22 protein-coding genes, 2 tRNA genes and 1 other RNA gene are annotated in these 25,730 nt (G+C 68.7%); 7 read left to right on the top strand and 18 right to left on the bottom strand.

The features are described from left to right. Nucleotides 1-16: 16 nt before the first annotated feature. The 9 genes from ACFQV6_RS16915 to ffs all read right to left on the bottom strand — a co-directional run bounded on the left by ACFQV6_RS16915 (nt 17) and on the right by ffs (nt 10,906). Nucleotides 17-1,078 (bottom strand): ABC transporter ATP-binding protein, encoded by a 1,062-nt coding sequence (locus ACFQV6_RS16915; protein WP_378028438.1) that lies wholly within the window; start codon nt 1,076-1,078, stop codon nt 17-19. Further along, entirely contained in the window at nt 1,075-2,115 is a 1,041-nt protein-coding gene (locus ACFQV6_RS16910; protein WP_378028437.1) for an ABC transporter ATP-binding protein, read from the bottom strand. The genes ACFQV6_RS16915 and ACFQV6_RS16910 overlap by 4 nt, the downstream gene beginning before the upstream one ends. Further along, nucleotides 2,115-3,128, bottom strand: a complete 1,014-nt coding sequence (locus ACFQV6_RS16905) for an ABC transporter permease (protein ID WP_378028436.1) — start codon at nt 3,126-3,128, stop codon at nt 2,115-2,117. Before ACFQV6_RS16905 ends, ACFQV6_RS16910 begins: the two co-directional genes overlap by 1 nt. A 93-nt stretch (nt 3,129-3,221) precedes the next feature. Next, nucleotides 3,222-4,982, bottom strand: a complete 1,761-nt coding sequence (locus ACFQV6_RS16900) for an ABC transporter substrate-binding protein (RefSeq protein ID WP_378028435.1) — start codon at nt 4,980-4,982, stop codon at nt 3,222-3,224. A 72-nt stretch (nt 4,983-5,054) separates the two neighbouring features. Beyond that, nucleotides 5,055-6,050: an ABC transporter permease gene (locus tag ACFQV6_RS16895; RefSeq protein ID WP_378028434.1), complete on the bottom strand. Its 996-nt coding sequence runs from the start codon at nt 6,048-6,050 to the stop codon at nt 5,055-5,057. A gap of 403 nt (nt 6,051-6,453) precedes the next feature. Then, a complete protein-coding gene (gene recR / locus ACFQV6_RS16890) occupies nt 6,454-7,047 on the bottom strand; it encodes a recombination mediator RecR (RefSeq protein WP_378028433.1) in 594 nt (197 codons plus the stop codon). Between the two features lie 4 nt (nt 7,048-7,051). After that, nucleotides 7,052-7,375: a YbaB/EbfC family nucleoid-associated protein gene (locus tag ACFQV6_RS16885; protein ID WP_378028432.1), complete on the bottom strand. Its 324-nt coding sequence runs from the start codon at nt 7,373-7,375 to the stop codon at nt 7,052-7,054. Nucleotides 7,376-7,611: 236 nt separating this feature from the next. Then, nucleotides 7,612-10,737, bottom strand: a complete 3,126-nt coding sequence (locus ACFQV6_RS16880; RefSeq protein WP_378028431.1) for a DNA polymerase III subunit gamma and tau — start codon at nt 10,735-10,737, stop codon at nt 7,612-7,614. 72 nt (nt 10,738-10,809) lie between these two features. Further along, an RNA gene (gene ffs / locus ACFQV6_RS16875) (signal recognition particle sRNA small type) lies at nt 10,810-10,906 on the bottom strand. A gap of 81 nt (nt 10,907-10,987) precedes the next feature. Between ffs and ACFQV6_RS16870 the strand changes: the two genes are divergently transcribed. The 4 genes from ACFQV6_RS16870 (at nt 10,988) to ACFQV6_RS16855 (ending at nt 13,528) form a co-directional block, all read left to right on the top strand. Next, a tRNA-Ser gene (locus ACFQV6_RS16870) sits at nt 10,988-11,075 on the top strand. A gap of 344 nt (nt 11,076-11,419) precedes the next feature. Further along, entirely contained in the window at nt 11,420-12,817 is a 1,398-nt protein-coding gene (locus tag ACFQV6_RS16865) for an ATP-binding protein (RefSeq protein ID WP_378028430.1), read from the top strand. A 136-nt stretch (nt 12,818-12,953) separates the two neighbouring features. Then, nucleotides 12,954-13,160, top strand: coding sequence for a hypothetical protein (locus ACFQV6_RS16860; RefSeq protein ID WP_378028429.1), 207 nt, complete (start codon nt 12,954-12,956; stop codon nt 13,158-13,160). Nucleotides 13,161-13,174: 14 nt separating this feature from the next. Further along, a complete protein-coding gene (locus ACFQV6_RS16855; RefSeq protein WP_378028428.1) occupies nt 13,175-13,528 on the top strand; it encodes a type II toxin-antitoxin system PemK/MazF family toxin in 354 nt (117 codons plus the stop codon). Between the two features lie 53 nt (nt 13,529-13,581). Here the strand turns inward: ACFQV6_RS16855 and ACFQV6_RS16850 are convergent, their stop codons facing one another. The 5 genes from ACFQV6_RS16850 to ACFQV6_RS16830 all read right to left on the bottom strand — a co-directional run bounded on the left by ACFQV6_RS16850 (nt 13,582) and on the right by ACFQV6_RS16830 (nt 20,719). Continuing rightward, complete coding sequence (locus ACFQV6_RS16850) at nt 13,582-16,890, bottom strand: TIR domain-containing protein (RefSeq protein WP_378028427.1); 3,309 nt, start codon at nt 16,888-16,890, stop codon at nt 13,582-13,584. Nucleotides 16,891-17,199: 309 nt separating this feature from the next. Continuing rightward, complete coding sequence (locus ACFQV6_RS16845) at nt 17,200-19,422, bottom strand: hypothetical protein (protein WP_378028426.1); 2,223 nt, start codon at nt 19,420-19,422, stop codon at nt 17,200-17,202. Between the two features lie 96 nt (nt 19,423-19,518). Continuing rightward, entirely contained in the window at nt 19,519-19,860 is a 342-nt protein-coding gene (locus ACFQV6_RS16840) for an STAS domain-containing protein (RefSeq protein WP_378028425.1), read from the bottom strand. A 214-nt stretch (nt 19,861-20,074) separates the two neighbouring features. After that, on the bottom strand, nt 20,075-20,284 hold the full coding sequence (locus tag ACFQV6_RS16835; RefSeq protein WP_378028424.1) for a hypothetical protein: 210 nt from the start codon (nt 20,282-20,284) through the stop codon (nt 20,075-20,077). 345 nt (nt 20,285-20,629) lie between these two features. After that, nucleotides 20,630-20,719: transfer RNA gene (locus ACFQV6_RS16830), tRNA-Ser, on the bottom strand. Between the two features lie 115 nt (nt 20,720-20,834). On the opposite strand from ACFQV6_RS16830, the gene deoD reads away from it, so the two are divergent. Then, the gene (deoD, locus tag ACFQV6_RS16825) at nt 20,835-21,542 is read left to right on the top strand and encodes a purine-nucleoside phosphorylase (RefSeq protein ID WP_378028423.1); all 708 of its coding nucleotides are present in this window, start codon (nt 20,835-20,837) and stop codon (nt 21,540-21,542) included. A gap of 269 nt (nt 21,543-21,811) precedes the next feature. Here deoD and tadA read toward each other — a convergent pair whose 3' ends face one another. From tadA to ACFQV6_RS16805, 4 genes are all read right to left on the bottom strand, one after another. Continuing rightward, entirely contained in the window at nt 21,812-22,258 is a 447-nt protein-coding gene (gene tadA / locus ACFQV6_RS16820) for a tRNA adenosine(34) deaminase TadA (RefSeq protein WP_378028422.1), read from the bottom strand. Then, the gene (locus tag ACFQV6_RS16815; protein ID WP_378028421.1) at nt 22,255-22,761 is read right to left on the bottom strand and encodes a tRNA adenosine deaminase-associated protein; all 507 of its coding nucleotides are present in this window, start codon (nt 22,759-22,761) and stop codon (nt 22,255-22,257) included. Before ACFQV6_RS16815 ends, tadA begins: the two co-directional genes overlap by 4 nt. A 251-nt stretch (nt 22,762-23,012) precedes the next feature. Then, complete coding sequence (locus ACFQV6_RS16810; protein WP_378028420.1) at nt 23,013-23,213, bottom strand: hypothetical protein; 201 nt, start codon at nt 23,211-23,213, stop codon at nt 23,013-23,015. A 115-nt stretch (nt 23,214-23,328) separates the two neighbouring features. Beyond that, the gene (locus ACFQV6_RS16805) at nt 23,329-23,736 is read right to left on the bottom strand and encodes a hypothetical protein (RefSeq protein WP_378028419.1); all 408 of its coding nucleotides are present in this window, start codon (nt 23,734-23,736) and stop codon (nt 23,329-23,331) included. Nucleotides 23,737-23,899: 163 nt separating this feature from the next. Between ACFQV6_RS16805 and ACFQV6_RS16800 the strand changes: the two genes are divergently transcribed. Beyond that, complete coding sequence (locus ACFQV6_RS16800) at nt 23,900-24,670, top strand: M23 family metallopeptidase (protein WP_378028418.1); 771 nt, start codon at nt 23,900-23,902, stop codon at nt 24,668-24,670. Between the two features lie 51 nt (nt 24,671-24,721). Next, nucleotides 24,722-25,711 carry a prephenate dehydrogenase gene (locus ACFQV6_RS16795; RefSeq protein WP_378028417.1) on the top strand — a complete coding sequence of 330 codons (990 nt, stop codon included), beginning with the start codon at nt 24,722-24,724 and terminating at the stop codon, nt 25,709-25,711. Nucleotides 25,712-25,730 lie beyond the last annotated feature (19 nt).

The raw sequence follows: 25,730 nt of genomic DNA, 5'->3' as shown, positions 1-25,730 counted from the left end.
CGGGCCGTTCGGTGTCTCAGGATTTGGCCGCGGCCGGGCGGCGGCCGGCCACCACCTCGTCGGCGGCCACCGGGAAGTGGCACGCGGTCAGGTGCGAGGCCGGGTCATCGAGGCGCTGCACCAGCGGCGGCTCCTCGGTGGCGCAGATGTCCTGCGCCTTCCAGCACCGGGTCCGGAACCGGCAGCCGGACGGCGGGTTGATCGGGCTGGGCACGTCACCGGTGAGCAGCACGCGCTCGCGCTGCGCGCGATCACGGCGGACCGGGTCCGGCACCGGCACCGCGGACATCAGGGCGACGGTGTACGGGTGGCGCGGGTTGTTGTACAGCTCTTCCCGGTCGGCGATCTCCACGATCTTGCCGAGGTACATGACGGCGACCCGGTCGGAGATGTGCCGCACCACCGACAGGTCGTGCGCGATGAACACGTACGTCAGGTCGAACTCGCTCTGGAGGTCCTCGAGCAGGTTCACCACCTGCGCCTGGATCGACACGTCGAGCGCGGACACCGGCTCGTCCGCCACGATCATCTTCGGGCGCAGCGCGAGCGTACGGGCGATCCCGATGCGCTGCCGCTGCCCGCCGGAGAACTCGTGCGGGTACCGGTTGTAGTGCTCCGGGTTCAGGCCGACCAGCTTGAGCAGGTCCTGCACGGCCCGCTTGACGCCGTGCTCGGTCTTGACGTTCTGGATCCGGAACGGCGCTCCGACGATGGCACCCACCGTGTGACGGGGGTTCAGCGACGAGAACGGGTCCTGGAAGATCATCTGCATGTCCCGCCGGAGCGGGCGCAGCTTCCCCTGGCTCAGGTGGGCGATCTCGCGGCCCTCGAAGTTGACCGATCCGCCGGTCGGCTCCAGCAGCCGGGTCAGCAGCCGCCCGGTGGTGGACTTGCCACACCCGGACTCGCCGACCAGGCCGAGGGTCTCACCCTTGAAGACCTCGAAGTCCACGCCGTCGACCGCCCGTACCGCACCGACCTTGCGGCGCAGCAGGCCCTTGGTGATCGGGAAGTGCTTCTCCAGGCCCTTGACGGAGAGAAGCGGCTCACGCTTCTCCGCCGGCGTCGCGCTGCTCATGGGGTCTCCAACTTCGGTTTGACCTCTTCCGCCCAGATCCGCTGCCGCTCCTCGGTGGGGAGGTGGCACCGGACCAGGTGGTTGCTGCCGCCGGCCCGGACCAGCTCGGGCGGCACGGTGGTGCCCAGACCGCCGGTCCGTGGCTCGTAGGAGCAGCGCGGGCTGAACGCACACCCTTGCGGCAGGTTGATCAGCGAGGGCGGCGAGCCGGGGATCGGCACGAGCCGATCCTGGTTCGGCCGATCCATCCGGGGCATCGATCCGAGCAGACCCCAGGTGTACGGGTGCTCCGGCTGCTGGAAGACCGTGGTGGCGGGGGCGTACTCGATGCATTTGCCGCCGTACATGACGAGCACGTCGTCGGCGAGCTCGGCCACCACGCCGAGGTCGTGGGTGATCACGATGAGCGCCGAGTTGAACTCCGCCTGCAGGTCGTGCATCAGGTCCATGATCTGCGCCTGGACGGTCACGTCCAGCGCGGTGGTCGGCTCGTCCGCGATCAGCAGCTGCGGGTCGTTGACCAGGGCCATCGCGATCATCGCGCGCTGCCGCATACCGCCGGAGAACTGGTGCGGGTAGTCGTCGACCCGGCGGTCCGGCTGCGGGATGCCCACCCGGCCCAGCATGTCGACGGCGTGCTTGCGGGCGACCTTCTTCGAGACGTTGTGGTGCACCCGGTACGCCTCGATGATCTGGTACCCGACCGTGTAGTACGGGTGCATCGCGGACAGCGGGTCCTGGAAGATCATCGCCAGCTTGTTGCCGCGCAGCTTGCGCACGGTCTCCTGGCCGGCCGAGACGATCTCGTCGCCGTCCAGCCAGATCTCGCCGGAGATCTTCGAGTTCCGCTTGTTGTAGATCCCCAGGATGCCGAGGCTGGTGACCGACTTGCCGGAACCGGACTCGCCGACGATGCCGAGCGTACGGCCGCGCTCGAGCTTGAAGTTCAGCCCGTCGACGCTGCGGACCAAACCGTCGTCGGTCGGGAAATGAATCTTGAGGTCCTTGACCTCGAGGAAAGCCTGCCCGTCCGGCATCAGCCCAGCCTCACTCTCGGGTCGACCACCGCGTAGAGCAGGTCGACGACCAGGTTGGCGATGACCACGAAGGTAGCCGCCATCAGGGTCACGCCCAACACCTTCGGCAGGTCGTTGTTGGTGATCGCGTCCACCGCGTACTTGCCGAGGCCGGGCAGCGAGAACACCTGCTCGGTGAGGACCGCGCCGCCGAGCAGCAGGCCGAAGTCCAGGCCGAACACGGTCAGGATGGGTGTCAGCGCGGCGCGCAGGCCGTGCCTGACGGTGACGTCCCGCTCACGCAGGCCCTTGGCGCGCGCCGTGCGGATGTAGTCCTCGCCCATCGTCTCCAGCATCCCGGCACGCGTTAATCGTGCGTATTGGGCGGAGAACTGGAGAGCGAGCACGAACCAGGGCAACAGCAGGGCGTAGAACCACTCACCCGGATTCTCGGTGAAGTCGGTATAGGTACCACCGGGGGCGGTCCAGCCGAGCGTGTAGCTGAACAGCAGCAGGCCGACCATGCCGGTGAAGAAGATCGGCAGCGAGACGCCGGCGAGCGAGAAGGTCATCGCGGCGCGGTCCAGGAACGAGCCCCGGCGCAGCGCGGAGAGGGTGCCGATGGAGAGGCCGAAGATCAGCCAGAGGATCGCGGCGCCGATCGCCAGCGACAGGGTCACCGGCAGACGGTCGATCAACTCGGGCCAGACCGGCTGCTTCGTGATGAACGAGTAGCCGAAGCACGGCGCGGGGCAGTGCTCGATGGTGGCGCCCAGGTCGTAGTCGGCGCCGACGAAGATGCCCTTGACCCAGCGGCCGTACTGCAGCCAGAGCGGGTCGTAGAAGCCGAGCTTCTCCGCGATGAGGGCGACCGTCTCCGGCGTGGCGGCACGGCCGACGTACCGGGTGGCCAGCGTCTCCGGGGTGGAACCGACAAGGCGCGGAACGAGGTAGAAGATCGAGAAAGTGGCGGCGCTGATGATGAAGAGCAGCATGACTGCCGCAAAAAGACGCCTGATGATGTACGTGATCACAGAGTCCGGCTGGGACGGCCGGCCCGGGTCGCCCCGGACCGGCCGCCTGCTGCCTTCACCTACCTATCGAAGGTGTCGTGAGAGTGGGACTGTTTACGCAACGCCCAGCGAGAGGTAGTCGTACATGTTGTACGCCTCGCTGACGAAGACGTTGGAGAGCGCCTTCGGCCGGATCATCAGGCTCTTCGCGACGATGCCGGGGAAGATGACAGCCTCTTCCATGACACGCTTGTCGATCTGAGCCCACATGGCCTCACGCTTGGCGTTGTCGGTCTCGGCAACGGCCGCGTCCAGCATCTGGTCGACCTCGGGGATCCGCACGCTGGTGTTGGACGAGCCACCGGTCTCCCGGATGACCCGGCTGTCCACGATCTGCGAGAGGAAGCCGAAGCCGTCGTTCCAGTCCGCGCCCCAGCCGTTGACGACCAGGCCCAGCTTGTTGCTCTTCACGTACGGCGGGTTGCCGGCGTACTGGGAGAAGTAGTCACCCTGCGGGAACGGCTTGAGCGTGAGCTTGATGCCGACCCGGGCGAGCGACTGCTGCAGCGACTCGGCGGCCGCCTTCTCCTTCGGGCGCTCCGAGCGGTACGAGATGCTGGTCTCGAAGCCGTTCGGCTGACCGCACGCGGCCAGGGCCTCCTTGGCCTTGTCCACGTCACCGGTGTTGTCGGCGCCGGCCGAGTACAGGTCGACCTTCTGGTAACCCGGGATCATCGGGGGCAGCACCGAGGTGGCGATGTCACCACCGGCGAGCGGGCCGCCGTAAGCGGTCTGGTAACCGGTGCGGTCCGCGGCGTACTCGATCGCCTTACGGCAGTCGATCTTGTCCAGCGGCGCCACGGTCGGGTTGATCGACGTGTACCAGAGGCGGGCGAGGGCGGGGTTGTCCGTCTGCGCCTTGATGTTCGGGTCGCCGACCACGCGGCCGAGGGCGGCCGGCTGCACACCGGTACCGACCACGTCGATGTCCAGGTCGCCCGCGAGCAGCCGGTTGTCGATGTCGTCCGCGTTGACGTTCAGCTGAACCTCGTACGCGTCCGGCAGGGCCTTGCGGTTCGGGTCCGTCGCCGGGTCCCACTGGTCGTTACGGACCAGCTTGAAGCTCTTGCCGAGCTCGTTGGTCTCGAACTTGTACGGGCCCGTGGCGACCACGTGCTCCTTGTACTTCGCACCGGTGTCCTTGGCCTCCGGCACCGGCACGGTCTGCGGGAGCGCAGCCACGTAGTCGAAGCCACCGAACGCCGACTTCAGGTGGAAGACGATCGTGTTGTCGTCCGGCGTGGTGATCGCCGAGTCGGTGTTGACGCCCTTGGACTTGTACGGGCCCTTGTAGCCCTCCGGCAGGTTGAGGAAGCCCTCGAAGTACGCCGGTCCGTTCGGGAACGTCTGCTTGTCGATGGAGCGGAGCACCGCGTACTTCACGTCCTTGGCCGTGACCGGTGAGCCGTCCTCGTACTTGATGCCCTGACGAATCTTGTAGGTCCAGGTCTTACCGCCGTCGCTCGGCACACCCATGCCCTCGGCCAGGTCCGGGGTGAGGGTGTTGCCCTCGGCGCCCGGGGTCGGCTTGAACATGAGCAGGCTGCGGCCGTACAGGCGGAGGAAGTTCCACGAGTAGCCGTAGTAGGTCTCACCCGGGTCCAGGGTGTCCCAGTCACCCGAGTTGGCCATCCGGACGGTGCCACCCTTCTTGTCCGAGGCGTTGAACACCTTGGTCAGGGCGGCGTTGAACTCCGGCTTGGCGCTGGAGCTGTCGGAATCGGTCTTGTCATCACTGCCGCCGCACGCGGCCGCGGACAGCGTCAGCGCCAACGCGGCCACACCGGCCACCAGCGCTCTCGACTTGCGAATCAATTGAAGCAACCTCCCTGGTGGAACGGTCCGGGTCCGAACCGCACGGCTGGTGGGAAATGCATCGGGCGCATGTCAGCGCCGCCCCTTGGGATCAAGCGCGTCACGCAGACCATCGCCGAAGAGGTTGAAAGCGAGCACGGTGATGAAGATCGCCATGCCCGGGAAGAACATGAAGTGCCAGATCGTGTAAAACCGCGCGGCATCGGCGAGCATGCCGCCCCAGCTGGCGGTGGGCGGCCGGACGCCGACACCGAGGAAGGAGAGCGCCGCCTCGAACAGGATGTTCGTCGGGATCAGCAGCGTGGCGTAGATCAGGATCGGCGCCACCAGGTTCGGCAGCATCTCCTTGAAGATCACGTACGGCCCGCGGGCGCCGAGGCTCCGGGCGGCGTCGATGAACTCCCGCTCCCGCAGCGACAGCGTCTGGCCCCGCACGATCCGGCCGATGTAGGGCCACGCGAAGAAGCCGATGATGAAGATCAGCAGCGCGATACGCAGGCTGTCACCGGTGAGCCCGAAGGCGTTGTCCGGAATGACACCGACCAGCGCGATCGAGAAGACCAGCAGCGGGAACGCCAGGAAGACGTCCATCGCCCGGCTGATCAGCGCGTCCACCCAGCCACCGAAGTAGCCGGCGACCACGCCGAGCGTGGTGCCGATGACGACCGAGAGCAGCGTCGCCAGGAAGGCGATCAGCAGGGAGATCCGGGCGCCGTAGACGACCCGGCTGAAGATGTCCCGGCCGTTCTGCGGCTCGACACCGAACAGGTGCTCGCCGCTGATGCCCGTACCGCCCTTGGGGGCGAGCGTGCTCGTGTCGATCAGGTTCTGGTGGAACTCGTTCGGCGGTGAGCCGAACGCACCCGCGATGGCCGGTGCGAAGACCGCGACCAGGATCAGGAAGATGACGACCAAGCCACCGCCCATCGCGACCTTGTCACGCTTGAGGCGGGTCCATGCGATCCGGCCCAGAGAGCGGCCCTCGATCGCTTTGCCGGGAACGGGTCCCTCGGCCGGATCCGGGGCTACCGGAGCCTGGTCCGCGGCCGTTCCAGGTCCAACGACCATGAAGTGTCCGGTCCTCTCCCAGCCGCCGTGCGGCGGGAGTCAAAGCCACCGGTCGCAGGGGTGAACACGGAACCCCCGGCCGACGACGATGGCCCACGCAGCGAACGGCAACCGATCGGTTGTCGCATGCCTCGAGTGCCGACCCCCGTGCTTCTCGGCCGAGATCGGGCCGACGCACGAGGGACTCGACAGCGGGTGTGGCCGCCATCGAGAGGAACATTCACCTAGCGCGGTGCCCTGGGTCAAGCTCACCGACCGCACACGAGCGGTTCCGTGTCTCCCTCGTGATGTGACCGTGACCTAGACGCCGAACAAACGGAAAGTACCGCGTACACAGTTCGCAAGTAGCCAATCCGGGCCAAACACCTTGCGTGGCGTTACAGGGGCGTTACCAGATGTTAAATCAGATCGCTCGGCGGCCCTCGAAAGCCCTACCCAGAGTGATCTCATCCGCATACTCCAGGTCACCACCGACGGGTAGACCGCTCGCCAGCCTGGTCACCGCGATACCCATCGGCTTGATCAGCAGGCCGAGATAGGTGGCTGTCGCCTCGCCCTCGGTGTTCGGGTCGGTGGCCAGGATCAACTCCTTGACCTCGCCCGTGCCGAGCCGCATCAGCAGCTCCCGGATCCGCAGGTTGTCCGGGCCGACACCCTCCAGCGGATTGATGGCACCGCCGAGAACGTGATAGCGGCCACGGAACTCACCGGTCCGCTCGATCGCGACGACGTCCTTCGGCTCCTCCACCACACAGAGCACCTCGTTGGTGCGGCGGGTGTCCCGGCAGACACGGCACTGCTCCGACTCGGCCACGTTGAAACAGGTCGTACAGAACCGGACCAGCTCCTTGACCTTGCGCAGCGCGGCAGCGAGCCGGTTCACGTCCGCCGGGTCGGCGGAGAGGACGTGAAAAGCGATGCGCTGGGCCGACTTCGGGCCAACACCCGGAAGCCGGCCCAGCTCATCGATCAGGTCCTGAATGGCACCCTCGTACACGGGGTCAGAACCCCGGCAGGGAGAGGCCGCCGGTGGCCGGGCCCATCTTCTCCTCGGCCAGCTCCCGCTGCGCCTCGGCGGCGTTGTGGATGGCCGCGAGCACCAGATCCTCCAGCGTCTCCACGTCGTCCGCGTCGACAGCCTTCGGGTCGATCTTCACCGACTTGAACTCACCCAATCCAGTGATCACAACACTCACCAGCCCGCCGCCGGCGGTGCCGGACAACTCGGCCTCAGCCAGCTCGGCCTGCGCCTGCGCGACCTGCTGCTGCATCTTCTGCGCCTGCTTCATGATCTGCTGCATGTTGGGCTGTGCACCGGGGCGCATGGCACCGCTCCTTCGCGTTCGTGAACCGCCATCGATGAAAAACGCGGCGGTCGGAAGTTACGGCCGCCAGCGTAGCCGTCACGCTCCCCTTGCCCACCGAGGCGCCACCAGACACCCTCACCGCACCCCCTGCGGCGGGTCTCAGGCGGTCACGGCGAGCGATCCCCTCAGCCCTCCCACCACCGGCTGCCAGCGGATCAGGCACCTCCGAGCGGCAGCCAACAGACCGAGAGTGATCACATCTCGCCGATCTTCTCCGCCCCGAAGGCCGTGCGGAGCAGTTGCATGGCCTGTTCCTCGCTGCTCTGCCGGGCGGTCTTCTCATCGATCACGTCGTCCAGCGGCTCGTCACCGGGATCGAAGCCTTCGATACCGGGTGTTCCGCCGGGCGGTGGCACACCGTCGTACTCGGGGTCGTACGGCGCCTCCTCGGTCGGCGATCCATCCGACCAGGCAGAACCACCGGCAGAACCACCGGCACCGCCCCCGGGAGCCGCTGCTGCCCTGCCCGGCGCCGAGCCCCCGCTGTCGGAAGCCCGAGCGGGGGCCGCGTTACGCCCACCGGCAGCCGCGGCCCGGGCGGCGGCCAGACCACTGCTCGGAATCGGGTTACCGGGCCGCGCGGCCGCCCTCGCCGCCTCCATGGCAGCCGAACGGGCCGGAGCCGCCGGTGCCACCGCCGGCGCGGCCACGGGCGCAGGTGGCGCTGCTACGGGCGCAGGTGGCGCTGCTACGGGCGCGGGCGGGGCTGTCACGGGCGCGGGCGGCACTGTCACTGGCCCGGGCTGCGCCGTCGCGGACCCGGACGGCGCTGTCACCGGTCCGGGCTGCGCCGTCGCGGACCCGGACGGCGCTGTCACCGGTCCGGGCTGCGCCGTCGCGGACGCAGGAGCGGCCCCGGGCGCAGGCGGTGCTGGCGCGGTCGCGGGAACAGACGCGGAGAGGGCCTGTGGGTGCGGGCGGTCCGGCGCGGCCGGTGGGACGGCAGAACCGCTAGGCGCGGCTCCTCCCCCTGGGCGCGCGGGCTCGGGCCAGTCATCAACCGACGACGCCTGAGCGGGAGCCGGCCCGCCCGGACGCGCGGGTTCGGGCCAGTCGCTGTCTGACGACGCCGGAGCGGAAGGCGGGGCGTCGCGGCGGTCCGGGGCTGGGCGAGCCGGGGCCGGCCAGTCGTCGTCGGCGTCTGCGGCCGCGGGGCGTTGCGGCCGGGAGGGGCGTGACTCCGTTCGTCCGGTGTTGTGCTCCGGCGCTGACGAGGCGGCGGGAGCGGACGAAGCGGTGGGAGGCGCCGCGGGCGGGGCAGAGCGGCTGGGTGCACCCGATGACGGCGGGGCAGGGCGGCTGGGAGTGCTCGCAGACGGGCGGCTGGCTGCGGGCTGCCGGCTGGATGCCGACGTGCTCTGGGGTGCGCGGGGCGGAGTGGGGCTGGTCGTGTCGCCCACCTCGCAGCGAATCTGCCATTGCCCACCGACTGCCCGGCCGAACTCGGCGGCGATCGGGTCTCGCCAGTTCAGGAAGCGCTCCACCAGGGCGGGTGTCGGTGCGGCGAACACGACGGTGTCGCCGTCCAGTTCCCGGATGCCGATACCGAAGTCCTGCATCGCGCGGACCCGCTTCTGCTGGGCGCCCAGGGACTGCCACGCGGCACGGACCTTCTCCAGCCGCTCGTCCACGGCGGGGCGAGCCGATTCCACGGGCTCGGGCGGTTCCTCGTCCCACGGCGGCTCGTCGTCGTAGAAGCCGGCGTCCTCGGTCTCGACAGCCGCGGCAGCCGGTTGCGGTAGAGCACCGCCCGCGACCTGATTCCAGTCAGGCTCGGCGGCGGCCCCACCAGAGGCCGCATCCACGGAGACTGGATCAGCGGAGACCGGCGCAGGGGAAACCGGCGCAGCGGAGACCGGAGCAGCGGAGACCGGAGCGGGGGAAACAGGGGCAGCCGAAACGGGTGCCACAGCGGGAGCTCCGGGCGCCTGCCGGCCCGCGACAACCGCCGGCCGCGCCTTGGACCCGACCGCGCCCGCACCGGCAGCCGCTGCCGCCCGAGCCGCTGCCAAACCGACACCACCGCCGGGACCGCCGTTGCCGACGGCAGGGGACGCCGGGGTGCCGCTCCCGGCGAGCGGGGCCGCCGGGGCGCCGCGGGACACGTCACTGTCCGGGCTCGGGGGTGTGTGCTCCACCCGTACGCCTGCATCTGATGGAAGGGTGACCCCGCGCTCCAAGCGCTCCAACCGCTGGAGCAGCGCCCCCGTGGAGTCCTCGGCGCCGGGCAGCAGCATGCGCGCGGTGATCAGCTCGAGCAGCAGTCGGGGCGCGGTCGTGCCGCGCATCTCCACCAGACCGTTGTGCACGATGTCGGCGCTGCGGGAGAGGGTCGCGGGGCCGAGGTGGGTGGCCTGGGCGGACATGGTTTCGAGCTGGTCGGCGGGGCCGTCGATCAGGCCTTTCGCGACGGCGTCGGGGACCTGCTGGAGGATGATCAGGTCGCGGAGGCGTTCGAGCAGGTCGGAGGCGAAGCGGCGGGGGTCGTGGCCGGCTTCGGCGACGCGGTCGATGGTCGCATACGCCGCGGCGCCGTTGCCGGTGGCCAGGGCGTCGCACATCTCGTCGATGAGGGCGACGTCGGTGACGCCGAGCAGGGCGACGGCGCGGGGGTAACTCACACCGTCCGGCCCGGCGCCGGCGATCAGCTGGTCGAGGACCGACAGCGAGTCTCGGGCGCTGCCACCGCCGGCCCGCACGACCAGGGGGAACACCGCCGGGTCGACGTGGACGCCCTCGGTTTCGGTGAGCATCTGCAGGTACGGCCGGAGCACGGCGGGCGGGATCAGCCGGAACGGGTAGTGATGGGTCCGCGAGCGGATCGTGCCGAGGACCTTGTCGGGCTCGGTGGTGGCGAAGATGAACTTCACATAATCCGGGGGCTCCTCGACGAGCTTGAGCAGCGCGTTGAAGCCGGCCGACGAGACCATGTGCGCCTCGTCGATCACGTAGATCTTGTAGCGGCTGCTGGCGGGCGCGAAGAACGCCTTTTCCCGCAGCTCACGGGCGTCGTCGACACCACCGTGGCTGGCCGCGTCGATCTCGATGACGTCGATCGAGCCGCCACCGTCGGTGGCCAGCGACTTGCAGGAGCCGCAGACGCCGCACGGATCGGGGGTGGGGCCCTGCTCGCAGTTCAGCGAGCGGGCCAGGATGCGCGCGCTCGAAGTCTTCCCGCAGCCGCGTGGGCCGGAGAACAGATACGCATGGTTGAGCCGCCCGCTGCGCAACGCCTGCGACAACGGCTCGGTGACGTGCTCCTGGCCGATCACCTCGGCGAAGGTGCGAGGCCGGTACTTGCGATAGAGGGCGAGTGCCACTCCTGCCACCTCCTGACGACCGCGTCATTCTCCGTCGAGGGTCTGACAAGAACAAACGAGGTGCCCCAGAAGTGAAAGGACCCCCCGTGCACCCGTCAGAGCCCGCTTATCCTTGCTGCCTTCCGGCCCTGGGGAGGTTCACGAGATGCACGCCGCACGAGGGGCTGCCCCGAAGCCTACCCAATGGATCTGGGGCCGCACCGACCCCCCTTGGGTTGGCGGCGAAAGAACCTGTCGTATCCTGGCGCACGGAGGATTCGCCTAGTGGCCTAGGGCGCACGCTTGGAAAGCGTGTTGGGGGAAACCCCTCACGAGTTCGAATCTCGTATCCTCCGCCAGCCCTGACCAGGGCAGACGCGACAAGGCCGGACCCGGTGGGTCCGGCCTTCTTGCTGTCGCCGTCTCAGTTGATCCTCGCCTGCGGCTCGAGAAACCCCACACGCGTCGACGCGAGTCCGGCCGACCAGCCGCAGTGTCTCGCCCGCGGACGCCTACCTCATCGCGCCAACGTGTAGAACTTGGCTTCCCTGTAGCACGCTGTAGCACAATCCTGTACGACGAGAGTGGCACAGGAACGCTGGACGATCAGCGCCAAGTTGGCTGGTCGATGAGCGCTCGGAGGACTCCGTCAACGCTGACAGCATCATCGATCCCGTAAGCAGCCTCCGTAGCATCAGCGGCCATGTCACAAGCGCTCCTCGGCCGATGGGCAGGGTCCCGCATCCGGGTAAGCGACGGTGACAGGAAGCTCACCGACTACGAGGTCGGTGTGCTGTTGTCCAACCGACGCGAGCAGAAGCACGACCTGTCGCCCGTCCCAGGCGCGAACGTCGACGATCTGGACTCGGAACTGGTCAACGCGTTCCTCCGGCGGATCCGCGATACCAGGAGTGACATCTTCCGCAAAGTCGACGACGAGCGTGCCTTGACGATGCTCAACGTTCTGACCACGCAGGGGGGTCAGGCCGTTCCCACCCTCGCGGGCTTGCTCGTTTTCGGCCAGTACCCACAAACCTTCGAACCTCAGCTCGACATCACCTTCGTGGTCTATCCATCCGAAGCCGGGCTTCTGGGCAGCTCCGGCGAGCGCTTCATGGAGAACAGATCGATTGACGGCTCCATCCCCTTCATGGTCGCCGAATGCATCCGACTTCTGAAGCGCAATATGCGACGACGCAGCATCGTGTCTGGCATCTTCCGCACCGAAGAATGGGAGTATCCCGAAGAGGTTCTCCGAGAAGCCCTGGTCAACGCGATCGTCCACCGGGATTACTCGGAATTTGCCAGGGGAACTCAGGTCCAGGTCGAGATGTACCCCGACCGTCTCCTGATCCGGAATCCCGGTGGCCTGTACGGTCCCGTCGATGTCCGGTCCCTGGGCGTCACCACGGTCACGTCCTCTCGCAACAAGGCACTTTTGAAGATTCTGGAGGACACCCCCTTCGGAGACGGTCACATGGTCTGCGAAAACCGCGGAACCGGCATCGCCCGGATGCTTCTGGCATTGACTGACGCAGGGATGGAGCCACCCGGTTTCGCCGATGACATAGCCTCCTTCTCCGCCGAGTTTCCCAATCACACGTTGCTGGACGAAGAGGCCCTGAACTGGCTGGGGTCCCTCGACGAGTACCCCCTGACGAGAGCCCAGATGACCGCACTGGTGATGATGCGCAACGGCAGCGCTCTCAACAACAGCAGCTATCGCGCGTCGACCGGCGTTCGGGACAGCCGGGCGGCAAGCCGTGATCTTCGGGACCTGGTCGACCGTAGGCTGATCGAACAGTCCGGTACACGAGGGACATCCGTCTACCGCCTGATCGGAACCCGCGCTGAAGAAGCCGGCCTCTTCGACCGACCAGCGCCGGGCAAAGCGATATCGTCGCCCATCCACCTGACCGCAAACGAGCGCGCGGTGCTGGAATTTGTCCGCCGAGCTGAAACATCAAGAGCCAGCGTCGAAGCAGCTACCGGACTCGCTTATCACCAGGTCGTTCGAGCACTCCAGAGCCTTCGCGACAAGAATCTTGTACAGATGAACGGCAAACACCGCTCGCGCTCGACGACGTGGTCCGCGACTTAATGGGTCAAGCCGCTGGCCCAACTCCGCAGGCTCGCCCCAGGCAGGCGGGCTCCAGCTTGCTCGCGTCCTGCCGAGGTGTCGATCATCGTCCTACCGGTGGTAGCAACCATGATGCTACCGCAGGTAGGATCCGAGTATGAAGATTAGTGTCAGCCTCCCCGAAGAGGATGTCAGGTTCCTCGATGAGCAGGGCGCGAATCGTTCCGCGACCATTCACGAGGCTGTCACCCTCCTCCGTGACCGACAACTGGCCAACCAGTACGCAGAAGCGTTCAGCGAGTGGAACGACTCTCCCGACGCGGCCCTGTGGGACACCACGACTGCCGACGGCCTCGCCTCGTGAGGTGGGGCGACATCGTGCGAGTCGATCTGAACCCGGCAACCGGGAGTGAGGCGAACAAAGTCAGGTCCGCGGTCATCGTCAGCAATGACGGCGCCAACCGTGCCGCAGAACGATTCGGTCGCGGCGTCATCACGGTCGCGCCGATCACGTCCAACGTCACCAAGGTCTACCCGTTTCAAGTGCTGATCGCGTCCGATCAGCCCGAGACAGGCCTCACCGCCGACTCCAAGATTCAGGTCGAACAGATTCGCGCCGTCGACGTGGCACGCGTCAGCCGGCACCTGGGGCGGCTTCCAACCACCTTGCAAGCGCCACTCCGCGAAGCTCTGGCGCTGCATCTGGGACTGCGAAACAGTCGATCTACCTAGATCGACAGCGCCGGCCAGTCTCGCCGGACCCACGGGGGCCGGCCTTCTTGCTTTCACCCGGAACAGGTCCGCTGGTACGGCACCTCCGGGATGTACGCCGCCCACTCGTCCGGCGTGAACCCGCCCCCAGTAACCGCACACGCGACCGCAGCGGGATCAGCCCGCAGCTCGTTAAGCGCCGAGTAATCCCGGACAACAGCCAGGGTGTTGCCGAAATTGATGCCGCTGGTCGTCAGCGTCCGCCCGTCGGGATGGAACAGCAGCGACTTCGTCCTGACGTCGGCGCCTCTCATCGTGGCGACCCGGACCGGGCCGGACAGCTCGGCCACGTCCCAGAGCGCCGCCGCATCATCGAGGGTGCCGACCGCCAGTGTCCGGCCGTCGGGGGCGAAGGCCACCGACCACACCGGGGCGCCGTTGCCAGTGAGGATGGCCTGGCGGCGGAGCTTGCCGGTGACGTTCCACAGGGCCGCCGTCTTGTCGTTGCTGCCGGTCGCCAGGGTGCGCCCGTCCGGGCTGAACGCCAGGGCGTACACGAGGTCGGAGTGTCCCTTGAGCGTTCCGAGATGCACCGGGGACGATCGGTCGGCCACGTTCCACAGGTTGACGACCCGGTTCCCGGCGACGGCGACGGTGTTGCCGTCGGGGCTGAACGCGATGGCCAGGGCGACTTCGACGCTCGGCAGGTCGGCGAGCTGGACGGGGTGTCGCCGGTCGGTGAGGTCCCACAGTGTCACGTCGAGTTCCTTGCCGGGTACGGCAAGCGTGCGCCCGTCCGGACTGAACGCCAGCGATTCGCTGAACTGCCTCGCGGGGAGCGTGGCGAGTGTCGCCGGCGCGCTCGGATCGCTGAGGTCGGTGAGCGTCACCGACCCGTTCGCCGCCCACCCGAGAGCGGCGACGGTGTCACCGCTGGGGCTGACCGCGGCCGTGTCGAGATGATCGGGGTGTACGGGAACGGTGGCGAGCTTGGCGGGGTCGGCGGGGTTCGCCAGGTCCCACACGGTCGCCGATCCGTCGAAATGCACTGTGGTGAGGCGCCGGCCGTCCGACGTGAGGGCGGCGACCCGGCCGGACTCGTAGTCGCCCATCGCCCGGCCGAGCACCGCCGGTTCGCCGTGTGCCTTCACGGTCCACAGGCTCAGCGTGCCGAAGTAGCCGGCGGTGGCCAGGGTCAGGTCGTCCGGGCTGAACGCCAGGGAGCCCGCGGAGCCGCTGTGGTCGTTCACGTCGGCCACGTGGACCGGTGCGTTCGCCGCCATGTCCCACAGGCGTGCCGTCCCCTCCCGGTCGCTGGTGGCCAGGGTCAGACCGTCGCTGCTGAACGTCGCGCCGTAGGCCCGGCCCGCCGTCGTGGAGAACTTGCGTGGTTTCGCCCGGTTGTCCATGTGCCAGGCCGCGAGGTTGCCGTTCTCGTCGGTGGTGGTCAGAAGCGGTCGTGTCGGGCTGAATGCGACGCCGCGCCAGTTGCCGTCCAGCGTGCCGACCTCGGTGGGATGCGTACGGTCGGTGACGTCCCAAACAGCACCGGGCGCTCCGGCCATCACGACGGTACGGCTGTCGGGGCTGAACGCGAGCGGCGCACCGTACCCCTTGGTCTGGCTGGTGAGCAGAGCCGGAGTCGCCCGGTCGGCCATGTCCCACAGGCTCCACTCCCCGTCGAGGGTGACCACGGCAAGCGTCTTACCGTCCGGGCTGAAGGTGAGCCAGGCGGCGAACGGGTACGACATCATGCCGAGCCGTTTCGGAGCGGCCGGATCGGACACGTCGAAGAGGATCGGCTCGAAGTCCCAGCCACCGAGCACGGCGAGCGTCTTACCGTCCGGGCTGAAGACGGGATCGCCCACGAACATGTAGCCCTCGAGCGCGGCGAGCCGGACCGGCTTCGCCCGGTCGGCCGTGTTCCACAGCGACGCGGTGAAGTCGGACTCGACGACGGCGACGATGTCACCCGTGGGCGACCACGCCAGGTTCAGCACATCGGTGGCGCCGCCGATCAGGCGTGTGGACGTGACGAGTCCGCTGAGCTCGGCGCGGGCCTCGCTGTCGGGCTGGATCCGCTGCGCGGCGATCCCGAGCCGGAGCGCCGTCACCGGGTCGTTGCTGATCGTCGTCTTGGCCTGGTTGAACAGCCTTCGCCCGATCGTGATCCGCTTCTGCTCCGCGGCGTTCTCCTCCTGCCGGCGGGCCTCGTCGGCGGCGTCCTTCGCCTTTCGCTCGTTCTCCCGGGCGATCAGCTTCTGCCGGCGGCTCTCCGCCGCGGCCTCCTCGGCGATCCGCTGCTGTTGCCTCGCGATGTGCCCCTGCCGCTCGGCTTCCGCGGCGGCGTCACCGGCGAGGCGTTGCTGCTGCTCCGCGATGATCCGCTGGCGGGCCGTCTCGGTCGCCGACTGCCGCGCCAGCCTGCTCTGCTCCTCGGCGACCGCTTTCTGCTGCCCGGCCAGCGCCTTCGCCTGTTTCGCCAGCTCCTGCTGGCGGCGCGCGTTCTTCTCCTGCCGCTCGGCCTTGATCGCCGCTCGCTCGGCGGCGTCCTGCTGTTGTTTCGCGTGCTTCTCCTGCTGCTTCGTCTCCGCGGTGGCGGCGTGTGCCCGCGCCTCCTGAGTGCGGGCGTTCTCCTCCTGGCGCCGGGCTTCCTCCGCGAACCGCTCGGCGTTGCCGCGCTGCTGGGAGGCGACATTCTGCTGGTGCTGGGCCTCCACCGCCGCGGCCGTGGCCCGGTCGGCGTTGCGTCCCGCGACCACGCCGGTCACCGACGCCACAGCGGTCAGCAGTGCCACCGCCCCCATGGCCACCCGGCGCAGCCGCCGGCCCCGGCGGTGCTGCCGGACGTCCTCGCCCTCCAGCTCGTCCTTGCTGACGCCGTGCATGGGTGCGGCGAGTTCCGCGATCGCGTTGCGGAACTCGGAGTGCCGCAGGTTGAGCTGCCGGTCGTCGCGAGCCCATCGCAGGTCGAGGAAGAGCGGCTCCTCCGCGAACACGCCGCGGAGCGCGTCCGGTACGGCAGTCGAATCCGCGGACAGGTCGCCGAGCTCCGCGTCCCACCGCCACTCCCCGTCGGTCACCACGGGCAGGATCCGGTCCGGCGACTTCGTCGCGATCCAGTGCTCGATCTCGCGGTTCACCCAGGGCGACTGCGCCGCCGCGGGCGACGCGAGCAGCACGAACCACTCCGAGCCGTCCAGCGCCTTCTGAATCGACGACCACAGCCCAGGCGTCACCGACAGGCCGGTCTGATCCCGGAAGATCCACAACGCGCGGCGGCGATGCCATGGCTTCGCCAGGCGGTGCAACCCTTGCTGTACGGCCGGTGCCAGTCGCCCGTCAGCGGCATGGCTGTAGGAGATGAAGCCGTCGAAATTCATGCCCGGACCCCATGTTTCTCGGTCATCAACGCCGACCGATTGTCCATGCCGCACCCGCCGGCGGGAAATCGGTGCCGTTTTCCAGGTTGAGCAGGTGCGGGCGGGCGCTGCCGCCGTCTCGGTCGCCGTGAGCGACGCGGCGCGGGCTGAGTGGTCTTTCACAGCAGCGGTACGCCTGGCGAGCGCACACGTTGAGCGCCCACCCGCCGCGCGAAGCCCGCTCGGAGTCTCGTATTCTCGCCTCGAAAACAGTGCAGGCGAGGGCCGGACTCCCGATCGGAGCCGGCCCTCGCCGTTTTCCCACGAGCCCTACCGCTTGATCTTCATCGCCTTCGCCACGGCTCTGCCGTCGTAACAGCCGGCCCGCTTGGCGATCACCACGACAGTCAGCTTCTTCCCCGCCCAGGACTTCTTGATCTTCAACGAGGACTTCCCGGCACCCTTGATCACCTTGCCGTTGAGCCGCCACTCGTACCGATAGGAATCTGCTCCCGGCGACCACGCCCCCACCGAGACCTTGACCGTCTTCCCCGCCTTGACCGTCCCGGTGATCTTCGGCGCCCTGGTCGCCCGGGGCGCCACGCCGTAGCCGACCGTAGCCGCAGCCGAGGTCGCCGAGGTGCTCGCCCGGTTGGCGAGCCTGGCGGTCACGATCACCGCGAGGCGCTTGCCCCGGAGCGCCGCGGGAACGGCGTACGCCGAACCCACCGCTCCCTTGATCGCCACGCCACCGGCCGTCCACTGGTACGCATAGGACGAAGCCGCCGGACTCCAGACCCCCGCCACCACCCGGACCGTGGAACCGACCCGCACCGTCCCGCTGATCGACGGCGGCCGAACCACCTTCAGCGGCGCGGCCGTGACCGTCAGCACCCGGCCGGCCGACCCACCACCCGGCGCGGCCGACGTCACCGTCACATCCCAGGCGCCGCCCGCCAACCCCGTGACGTCAGCTCGCGCGGTGAGCGCAGTCCCGTCAGCGGACACTCCGGTCACCGCTGCCGTGATCGCCGCCGACCCGGCCCGGCTCAGCCGCACCGTGTCGCCCGCCGAGAGCCGGGCGCCGTTCAGCGTGAGGGTGACCGGCCCACTGTTGGGAACGGTCGCCGGGCTCACCGACGTCAGCGCGACCGGCTGCGGCTCCTCGGCGCACGGCCCCGGGTCACAGTCGAACTCGGCCCGGAACGGGAACCGGCCGACCGGCACCCCCGGCGCGATGACGAGGAGCGCATCACCCTTCGCGGTCAGCGAGCAGTGCCAGGGACCGTCCTGGCGGCAGTAACCGGCCACCTGGTTGCTCGTGCCGGTGTGGTCGAAGAGGTAGAGCCGCGGATGGTCGGCGCCGTCCTCGGTGTTGGTGACCCGCACCTGGAACGCGGTGCGCCCCCGGACCGGCACGGTCCGGCACACAGCGGTCTTCTGATCGTCGAGCATCGTGGTGATCGGTGCCAGGCGGGCGGGATCGGTCACGACCGGGCACTCCGCGGGCGCCCGGCCCGGCTCGCCGAGTCGCCAGGCGTCCAGCCGGTAGTCCTTCGGAGTCGACGCCGTCGTCGTGGACAGGAAGATCCGGTAGTCGGCGGATCCGGTCATCCGGCACGGGCTGGAGACGCCGCAGGCCACCTCGTCTCCAGCGGCGTCGAGGACCGTGTACCGCACCGCACCGTTGCTCCGCACAGCCGCCCAGAAGGACTCCGTCTCGGAACCGGAGAGCCGATAGCACTGAATGTCGTCGGCTGCCGCGATCGAGCCGGCCGACGCCGGTCCGCCGACCAGGGTGGACGCCGGGGTCCGGCAGTCCGCGCCCCGCGTGGTGGCATCCTTGCGGCTGATCCGGTAGTCGCCGCTGGTCGGCCGCGCGACCACCGCCAGCGAGTACGCCTGCCCCTCCCGGAGACGGCAGTGCGCGACGACCACCTCGAACGTCGCCAGGTAGCCGCCGCAGATCCCCTCGCCGGTGCTGTCGTAGACCGCGGTCCACAGGTTCCCACCGGTACGGCCGATCGGTGCGGCGCTCAGCATCTCCGAGGTCGCATGCCGGTCCGCCGGGATCGCGTAACAGGTGGCGAACCGCTCCGCGGAGAACGACGCGATCTCGCTGACGGTGTCCCCAGTCCGGTCCTGCGGCGGGGTGCAGCCGTCGATCCGGTCGGTCCGCTGCACCGTCAGCTGATAGGCGGTGATCGCCTTGAGAGCGGTGACCACGATCCGGTACGGCGCCGGCCCGGTCAGCTCACACCAGTTGTGGCAGACCACCGTGCCGTCGGCGTCCACGACGTCGATGTCCAAGTCCTGCTCGAGGACGGAGTACGCCGGTGTCCAGATTTCCAGCTTCGCGCCGGCCGGAGTCGGCAGCTCGAGGCAGTCCGTCTCGCCCTCGGCCAGCGGCGATCCCCGGTACGCCCCGGTGCTCAACCCCTGATCGGAAACCTGGGCGCAGGGGACGTCCGCCGCGACCGCCGGCCCCGCCGTCGTACCGCATCCGGCCACGATCATCAGGCCGCTGACCAGAGCGGCACTCCAACGCCTCACGACACGTGATCTTGCCAGGGCCGCACATCGACCCTGGCAAGTATCTCAATATTCGGGAACGCGCAGCTCAGCCGAGGCGACGATCCCGTTCCGGCGTTACAGCTGCGCTGCTGCTATCGCGTCGTCGACCTCGGGAAAGATGGCGAAGTAGCGCCCCAGCCCGACCGTCTCCATCAGCTGTGCCAGGAACGGGTTCGCGCCGGCGAAACTCAGCCACCCTCCTCGGGCGGCGATCACCTGCTTACTGGTGATGAACGCGCTCAGCCCCACCGAGTCGCAGAATTTGAGCTCAGTGAGGTCGACGACGATCCTCGGCACCGGGCGTTCCAGCAGCTCGGCGAGCGTGGTGTGCAGCTGGCCCGCGGTGTCGGCGTCGAGTTCGCCACGCAGGTGAAGCACGGCGACGTCGGATCGTTGATCGGTGACTGTTGCCTGCATGGTGATCTATCGCTTCCTGCCCGACCTATGGGCATTCAAACCTAGATCACTAAGTTTCGCGCACATCGGACAGAGCGTGCGTCGCAAAGCGGATGGCACACACACGATGTGGATAGACACGAAGAGGCCGGACCCCCTAGAGGGTCCGGCCTGTTCAAGGCTGGCCGGGACAGTCAAGCATTGGCGGCACAGCCTGGGCTCCTGGCGCTGCTTCTCAGAGCTCGCGCCACCGCCAGCGTGGACCGCGCCACGCGTCGGCCAGGATCATTGCTGAAGCCCGGCCGGGACACTGCTGCACTTTGGACTTCCCCTCAGGGCCGCCCATCTGGGCCTCGACTTCCCAGTGCTCGCCGTCCGTACGGATGTAGACGTCACGGCGGGCGACACGGAGGTCCCCATTCCACCAGTGATGCTCAACTCTCACATGACAAATCTAGGACAGATATCGACGAATCTGTGTGGGGTGAATCTGTGAAACTTTCTCGCCGCCCGGTCGGAACCACATTGTCTGATCCGGTGGTTTTGGGCCCCGTGACTTGCGCAACACCCTATGTCTTAGGGCGGTCCAAGATTCACTACTTTCCGTAGTCCCAGGCTCTGACGTGCGACGAAACACCACCGTTACACGCACGTACCCTGATCATGTCTTCCGACCGAACGTACGAGCCGCCGCCGGTCCGCCCGGGCGACCCCGGCGAAGGGCACACAGCGTGACGGATGTGACTGCAGAAAACAAGAGAGCCCGGTCACCGGGACCGGGCTCTTCGAGTGGCGGTGGCGGCGGGATTTGAACCCGCGGAGGGCTTGCACCCTCACACGCTTTCGAGGCGTGCTCCTTAGGCCACTCGGACACACCACCGGGAAGTACGTTACCGGACGCCCGAGGGCGCTTGCCGCCGGGTTACCCATAAGCCCGCACGACGGCCCTGAACTGGCAAGATCGGCGGCATGGACGAGAGAGACGGAGAGCTGGCATGAGCGTGCACATCGGCGGCAAGCCGGGCGACATCGCCGAGCGGGTGCTGCTGCCCGGTGATCCGATGCGGGCGAAGTGGATCGCCGAGACGTTCCTGGAGGACGCGGTCTGTTACACCCAGGTCCGCGGGATGCTCGGCTTCACGGGCACCTGGAACGGCGAGCGGGTGTCGGTGCAGGGCTCCGGCATGGGCATGCCGTCGGCGTCGATCTACACCCACGAGCTGATCAACGAGTACGGCGTGAAGTCAGTGATCAGAATCGGATCCTGCGGCGCCCTGGCCATGGACCTGAACCTCGGTGACGTGATCGCCGCGATCGGTTCTGCCACCGACTCCAACATGAACCGGACCCGCTTCGACGGCCTGGTCGACTACGCGCCGGTCGCGGACTTCGGCCTGCTGCGCACCGCTGTGGAGATCGCCGAGGCCCAAGGCGTACCGATGCGGGTCGGTCCGATTCTGGCCGCCGACGCCTTCTACACCGACCGGCCCGATCTCTACGACTCGCTCGCCGACTACGGCGTCCTCGCGGTCGAGATGGAGTCAGCAGCGATCTACACGATCGCCGCCCGTTACGGCGCCAAGGCACTGACGATCCTGACCGTCAGCGATCACATCAAGCGCGGCGAGGCGATGGATTCCGCGCAGCGTGAGCAGGGCTTCAGCAACATGGTCCGGATCGGTCTCGACACCGCGATCGCTTAAGAAAATCAGAGGGTACGACCGACGCAGAGTCCCCGCCCTACAGGCGACCCGGGTGCCATGCCGGCTTGTGCCGCCCGCGCCGGGCTGACCTGCCCACTCAAGCCGCAACCCAAATGCCGGATCTCGGGTGTATCCGCACCCGAGATCCGCACCGGGGCCCGACCCGCACCACCCAGTCCGGCCCGCACCACCCGGCCCGGCCCGCTCGCGGTGTCAGCGATCGAGGTCCGCACCATGCGGCGTCAGCGCTTGTGGTCCGGCAGACGGCGTCAGCGGAAGAAGTCGCGCAGGAGCAGGGCGCACTCTGCTTCCAGGACACCCGAGTAGACCTCGGGGCGGTGGTTGAGGCGCCGGTCCCGGACGACGTCCCAGAGGGAGCCGACCGCGCCCGTCTTCGGCTCCCAGGCGCCGAAGACCACGGTGCCCACCCGGGCCAGCACGATCGCTCCGGCGCACATCGTGCACGGCTCGAGTGTCACCACGAGCGTGCACCCGTCCAGCCGCCAGGTGCCGAGCTTCGCCGCGGCCCGGCGCAGCACGAGGATCTCCGCGTGGGCGGTCGGATCCCCGGCCAGCTCCCGTTCGTTGCCGGCCGTCGCGAGCTCGGTGCCGTCCGGGCCGAGCAGCACCGCCCCGACCGGGACGTCATCGGGTGAGGCGGATGCGACGGCGAGCGCTCGCCGCATCCACTCCTCGTGCCGCACCCGACGGTTCACGCCTCGCGCAGCTCCTCCATCTCGTCACCGCAGCCGATCCGCTGGCAGATCTCGGCGGTGACGTCGGACGGCAGCATGCCCTCCTTGCCGCAGAGGGCGAGCAACTTCTGGCCGTTCACACCCAGGTCGCCGAGCAGTTCGGCGTCACCGATCGGATCGGCGTCCGGATCGGCGGCCGGGGTGTCGTCGTCCGGTACGACGGCCAGGTCGTCCAGCCCCAGGGCCGGCGTCTCCACCTCGCCGAGCAGCACCGACCCGATCCGCGACTCCTCGGCGAACGCCGAGTCCGAAGCGAAGACCCGCAGGTCATCGCTCTCGTCGAGCCGCAGGATCGCCAGGTACTCGTCGTCGCTCTCGACGAACAGCAGCGCGAGGTCGGTGTCCGGCTCGGTATCGCGAAGCCTGTCCACCACCTCGTCGATGTCGGCCAGGCCCGCAAGGTCCAGCTCCGTCGCCGTCCACCCGGACTTACCCCGGGCGACAGCGGCAGCGAAAATCGACACGATTCCCCCAACGCGACTTTTATCTCTCAGCGCCTGACGGTAGCTGGTACTACGGCGGGCGCATCGCGCCACGCTCGAACAACGGGTTTTCCGCCACTGCGGCGGGCGCCCCGACGATCCGTTCAGTTGCCCCGCCGGCGTCGTTGACCGAGGTCATTGCCGGACGGCGCCGGGCCGGTGAGAGCGGGGTCAGTCGCCGGACCGCGCCGGGCCGGTGAGCCGGATCAGTCGCCGGAGCTCGGTGAGCCGGGTCAGTTGCCCGGTCGGCGCCGGGTGGCGATCAGCTCACGGAGCCGCATGCCGCGCAGGCGCTGTGCCGGCTCGGACTGGGGTGACTTCGCCTGGGCGAGAGCCGCCAGCAACTCGAGACGGCGACGGCAGCGATCGGGGTCGAGCCGTTGCGGCGAGGGGGCCATGGTGCCGAGAGTGCCCAGCCGTACGACGTTCGTCAAGGGTCGATGCCCACTTCGGCAGACCCGCTTCCCGGCGACGACGAAGGGCAACGGGAAGGGCACTCCAGGTGTCCGCTCAGGCTGTTCGAACTCGGACGAACACCGACTCGGACGATCACCACAGGGGCCAGTCGTAGGTCGACATCCATCGCAGTGCCACGAAGGTCAGCGCGATCGACAGCCCGACACCGCTCGCCACCGCCACGCCGACGGCCACCCCACGGTCACCGACCAGCGAGAGGACCACGGCGACCAGCCAGGCGACGGCCGCGGCCAGGATGGTCCACCACGCGTACGAGGTGAGGTCGCTGCCGAGGCTGCCGAACAGAACGAACCAGAGCGTGGTGGCGCCCAGCCCGCTGAGCACGGGAAGCGCCGCCACCCGGTGCGGTTCCCGGTAGAACGGGCGCGGCGGGAGCCCCTGGAGCGACAGGTCCGGCGGGGCGGACGGCGGGCGATGCGTCGGAAGGTACCCCGGTGGCGGCGGGGTGACCGCGGACCAGGAACTCTGCCGGTCAGCCATCTCGCTTCTCCTGTCCGGTAACCCTCGTGGCGCACCACTGTGTGGCGCAGCTCTCTGGCGAAGACCTTTCCCTGCAGCGTAGCCACCCTGACGACCGCGGGCCGGTAACCCGAGGCGTCGATGCGGGTCTGCGCCGATCGTCGGCTTCTGTCAGGATGTCGCGGTGCGCCTACTCCGTACCCTCTCGGGTTTGACGATCGCGGCGGTCTTCCTGGCCGGCTGCGGGTCCACCGGCGGGTCCGGCTCGCCGGCCTCCACCCCGCAGTTCGTGGATCCGGCGGCCGCCACCGCGGCCGAGCCGACGGCGGAGGCCACGACCGATCCGGCTGAGTCCGCGCAGGCACCGGTCGCGGATGCGAAGGCGGGCGGGACCAGGCCGACGCCGACGATCAGCAACAAGCCGAAGGCACCGGCGGCACCGAAAGCGGTGAAGTACACCTTCCCGGTCGACGCCTCGAACGTGGACTTCCACACCACCCACTCGAAATACCCGGCGACCGACCTGTTCGCCGACTGCGGCGAGCGTTTCGTGGCGACCACAGCGGGCGTGGTGCTCGAGGTCACGCTGGTGGACAAGTATGTGAAGGGCAAGCCGGACGGCCCGCTCAACGGCGGCCTCTCGGTGTCGATCCTCGGCGACGACGGCGTGCGCTACTACGGCTCGCACCTGAGCAAGGTGCAGACCGGCATCAAGGCCGGCGTCCGGGTCAAGGCCGGACAGCTGCTCGGCAAGGTCGGTAAGACCGGCAACGCGAACAACGTCTGCCACCTGCACTACGGCATCTCGCCGGGGTGCGCCAAGACCGGTGACTGGAAGGTGCGGCGCGGTGTGGTCTGGCCCGCCAAATACCTGAAGTCGTGGCGCAACGGCGGTCAGAAGAGCCCGGTGACCGAGGTCAAGACCTGGAAGTCCAAGAACAACTGCAAGGCCTGAGTCTTCCGTACGGGAAAGGGCCGGCCGCGCCGGATGTGCGAAAGTCGTCCGGTGCAGAGCTCACCCGTCGCCGGCAACCGAAGTCATCCCCTCAGGGCAGCAGTCGTCGGACTGGGTCTGATCGGCGGTTCCCTGCTGCGGGCGCTGGCCGCGGGCGGGCACGACGTGACCGGGTTCGACGCCGACCCGCGGACCCGGGAGCTGGCCCGGGCGGCGGGTCACCGGGTTGCCGACTCGGTGACCGATGCGGTTCGGGGTGCGGAGGTGACGGCTCTCGCCGTACCCCTGCAGTTTCTGCCGCAAGTCCTTCCTCAGCTGGCGGGTCATGACGGCCTGGTCACCGATGTGACGTCGGTGAAGGGTCCGGTGCGTGAGCTGGCCGCCGCGCACGGACTGCGACGGTTCGTCGGCGGGCATCCGATGGCCGGCAAGGAGACGTCGGGGTTCGCGGCGTCCGATCCTGACCTCTTCTCGGGGTGCGCCTGGGTCCTGTGCCTGGAGCCGGAGACCGACCTGGGCGACTGGCTGGCGCTGGCCCGGCTGTACACCGAGCTCGGCGCCCGGGTCGTCCCGGTGACCGCTGTCGAGCACGACACCGCGGTCGCTCAGATCAGCCACGTGCCGCACCTGTTCGCCGCCGCCCTGGCCGGGCAGCTCGCCGGACATCCGCTGGCCGCAGCGCTGGCAGCCGGATCTTTCCGGGACGGCACCCGGGTGGCCGCGACCCGCGCGGAGCTCATCGCCGCGATGTGCGGCGGCAACGTCGACGCGGTCCGCGGTGAGCTGCGGTCGCTGATCGGCGTCCTGCGGGAGATGAGCGACCTGCTCGACTCGGACGACCCGGTGACCGCCCTGGTCCCGGCGTTGCGCACCGCCGGCGACCTGCGCCGATCCTGGCCGGCGACGCCGGGTGAGGCGGAGGAGCTGACGGCGTCGGTGGGTTCGCTGCTGGAACTGGGCAGGTCCGGCGGATGGGTGACGGCTGTGCATGATGGCGAAGTTCTCGCAATGCGGCCAGGAAGTGACCGCAAAGCCTCCTAACGTGGTCGGTGACGGAGAC

Origin of the sequence: Actinoplanes sp. GCM10030250, from assembly GCF_042666575.1 — a bacterium.
Taxonomy (GTDB): domain Bacteria; phylum Actinomycetota; class Actinomycetes; order Mycobacteriales; family Micromonosporaceae; genus Actinoplanes.
Note: the sequence above shows the minus strand (reverse complement) of the source record. Positions and strands in the feature narration are given on the sequence as shown.

What these genes read in the sequence shown, in the direction of transcription:
- ACFQV6_RS16895 (WP_378028434.1), bottom strand. Translation starts at nt 6,050, where the DNA reads ATGGTCGTTGGACCTGGAACGGCCGCGGACCAGGCTCCGGTAGCCCCG.
- ACFQV6_RS16915 (WP_378028438.1), bottom strand. Translation starts at nt 1,078, where the DNA reads ATGAGCAGCGCGACGCCGGCGGAGAAGCGTGAGCCGCTTCTCTCCGTC.
- ACFQV6_RS16910 (WP_378028437.1), bottom strand. Translation starts at nt 2,115, where the DNA reads ATGCCGGACGGGCAGGCTTTCCTCGAGGTCAAGGACCTCAAGATTCAT.
- ACFQV6_RS16865 (WP_378028430.1), top strand. Translation starts at nt 11,420, where the DNA reads ATGTCACAAGCGCTCCTCGGCCGATGGGCAGGGTCCCGCATCCGGGTA.
- ACFQV6_RS16850 (WP_378028427.1), bottom strand. Translation starts at nt 16,890, where the DNA reads ATGAATTTCGACGGCTTCATCTCCTACAGCCATGCCGCTGACGGGCGA.
- ACFQV6_RS16805 (WP_378028419.1), bottom strand. Translation starts at nt 23,736, where the DNA reads ATGGCTGACCGGCAGAGTTCCTGGTCCGCGGTCACCCCGCCGCCACCG.
- ACFQV6_RS16840 (WP_378028425.1), bottom strand. Translation starts at nt 19,860, where the DNA reads ATGCAGGCAACAGTCACCGATCAACGATCCGACGTCGCCGTGCTTCAC.
- ACFQV6_RS16860 (WP_378028429.1), top strand. Translation starts at nt 12,954, where the DNA reads ATGAAGATTAGTGTCAGCCTCCCCGAAGAGGATGTCAGGTTCCTCGAT.
- deoD (WP_378028423.1), top strand. Translation starts at nt 20,835, where the DNA reads ATGAGCGTGCACATCGGCGGCAAGCCGGGCGACATCGCCGAGCGGGTG.
- ACFQV6_RS16885 (WP_378028432.1), bottom strand. Translation starts at nt 7,375, where the DNA reads ATGCGCCCCGGTGCACAGCCCAACATGCAGCAGATCATGAAGCAGGCG.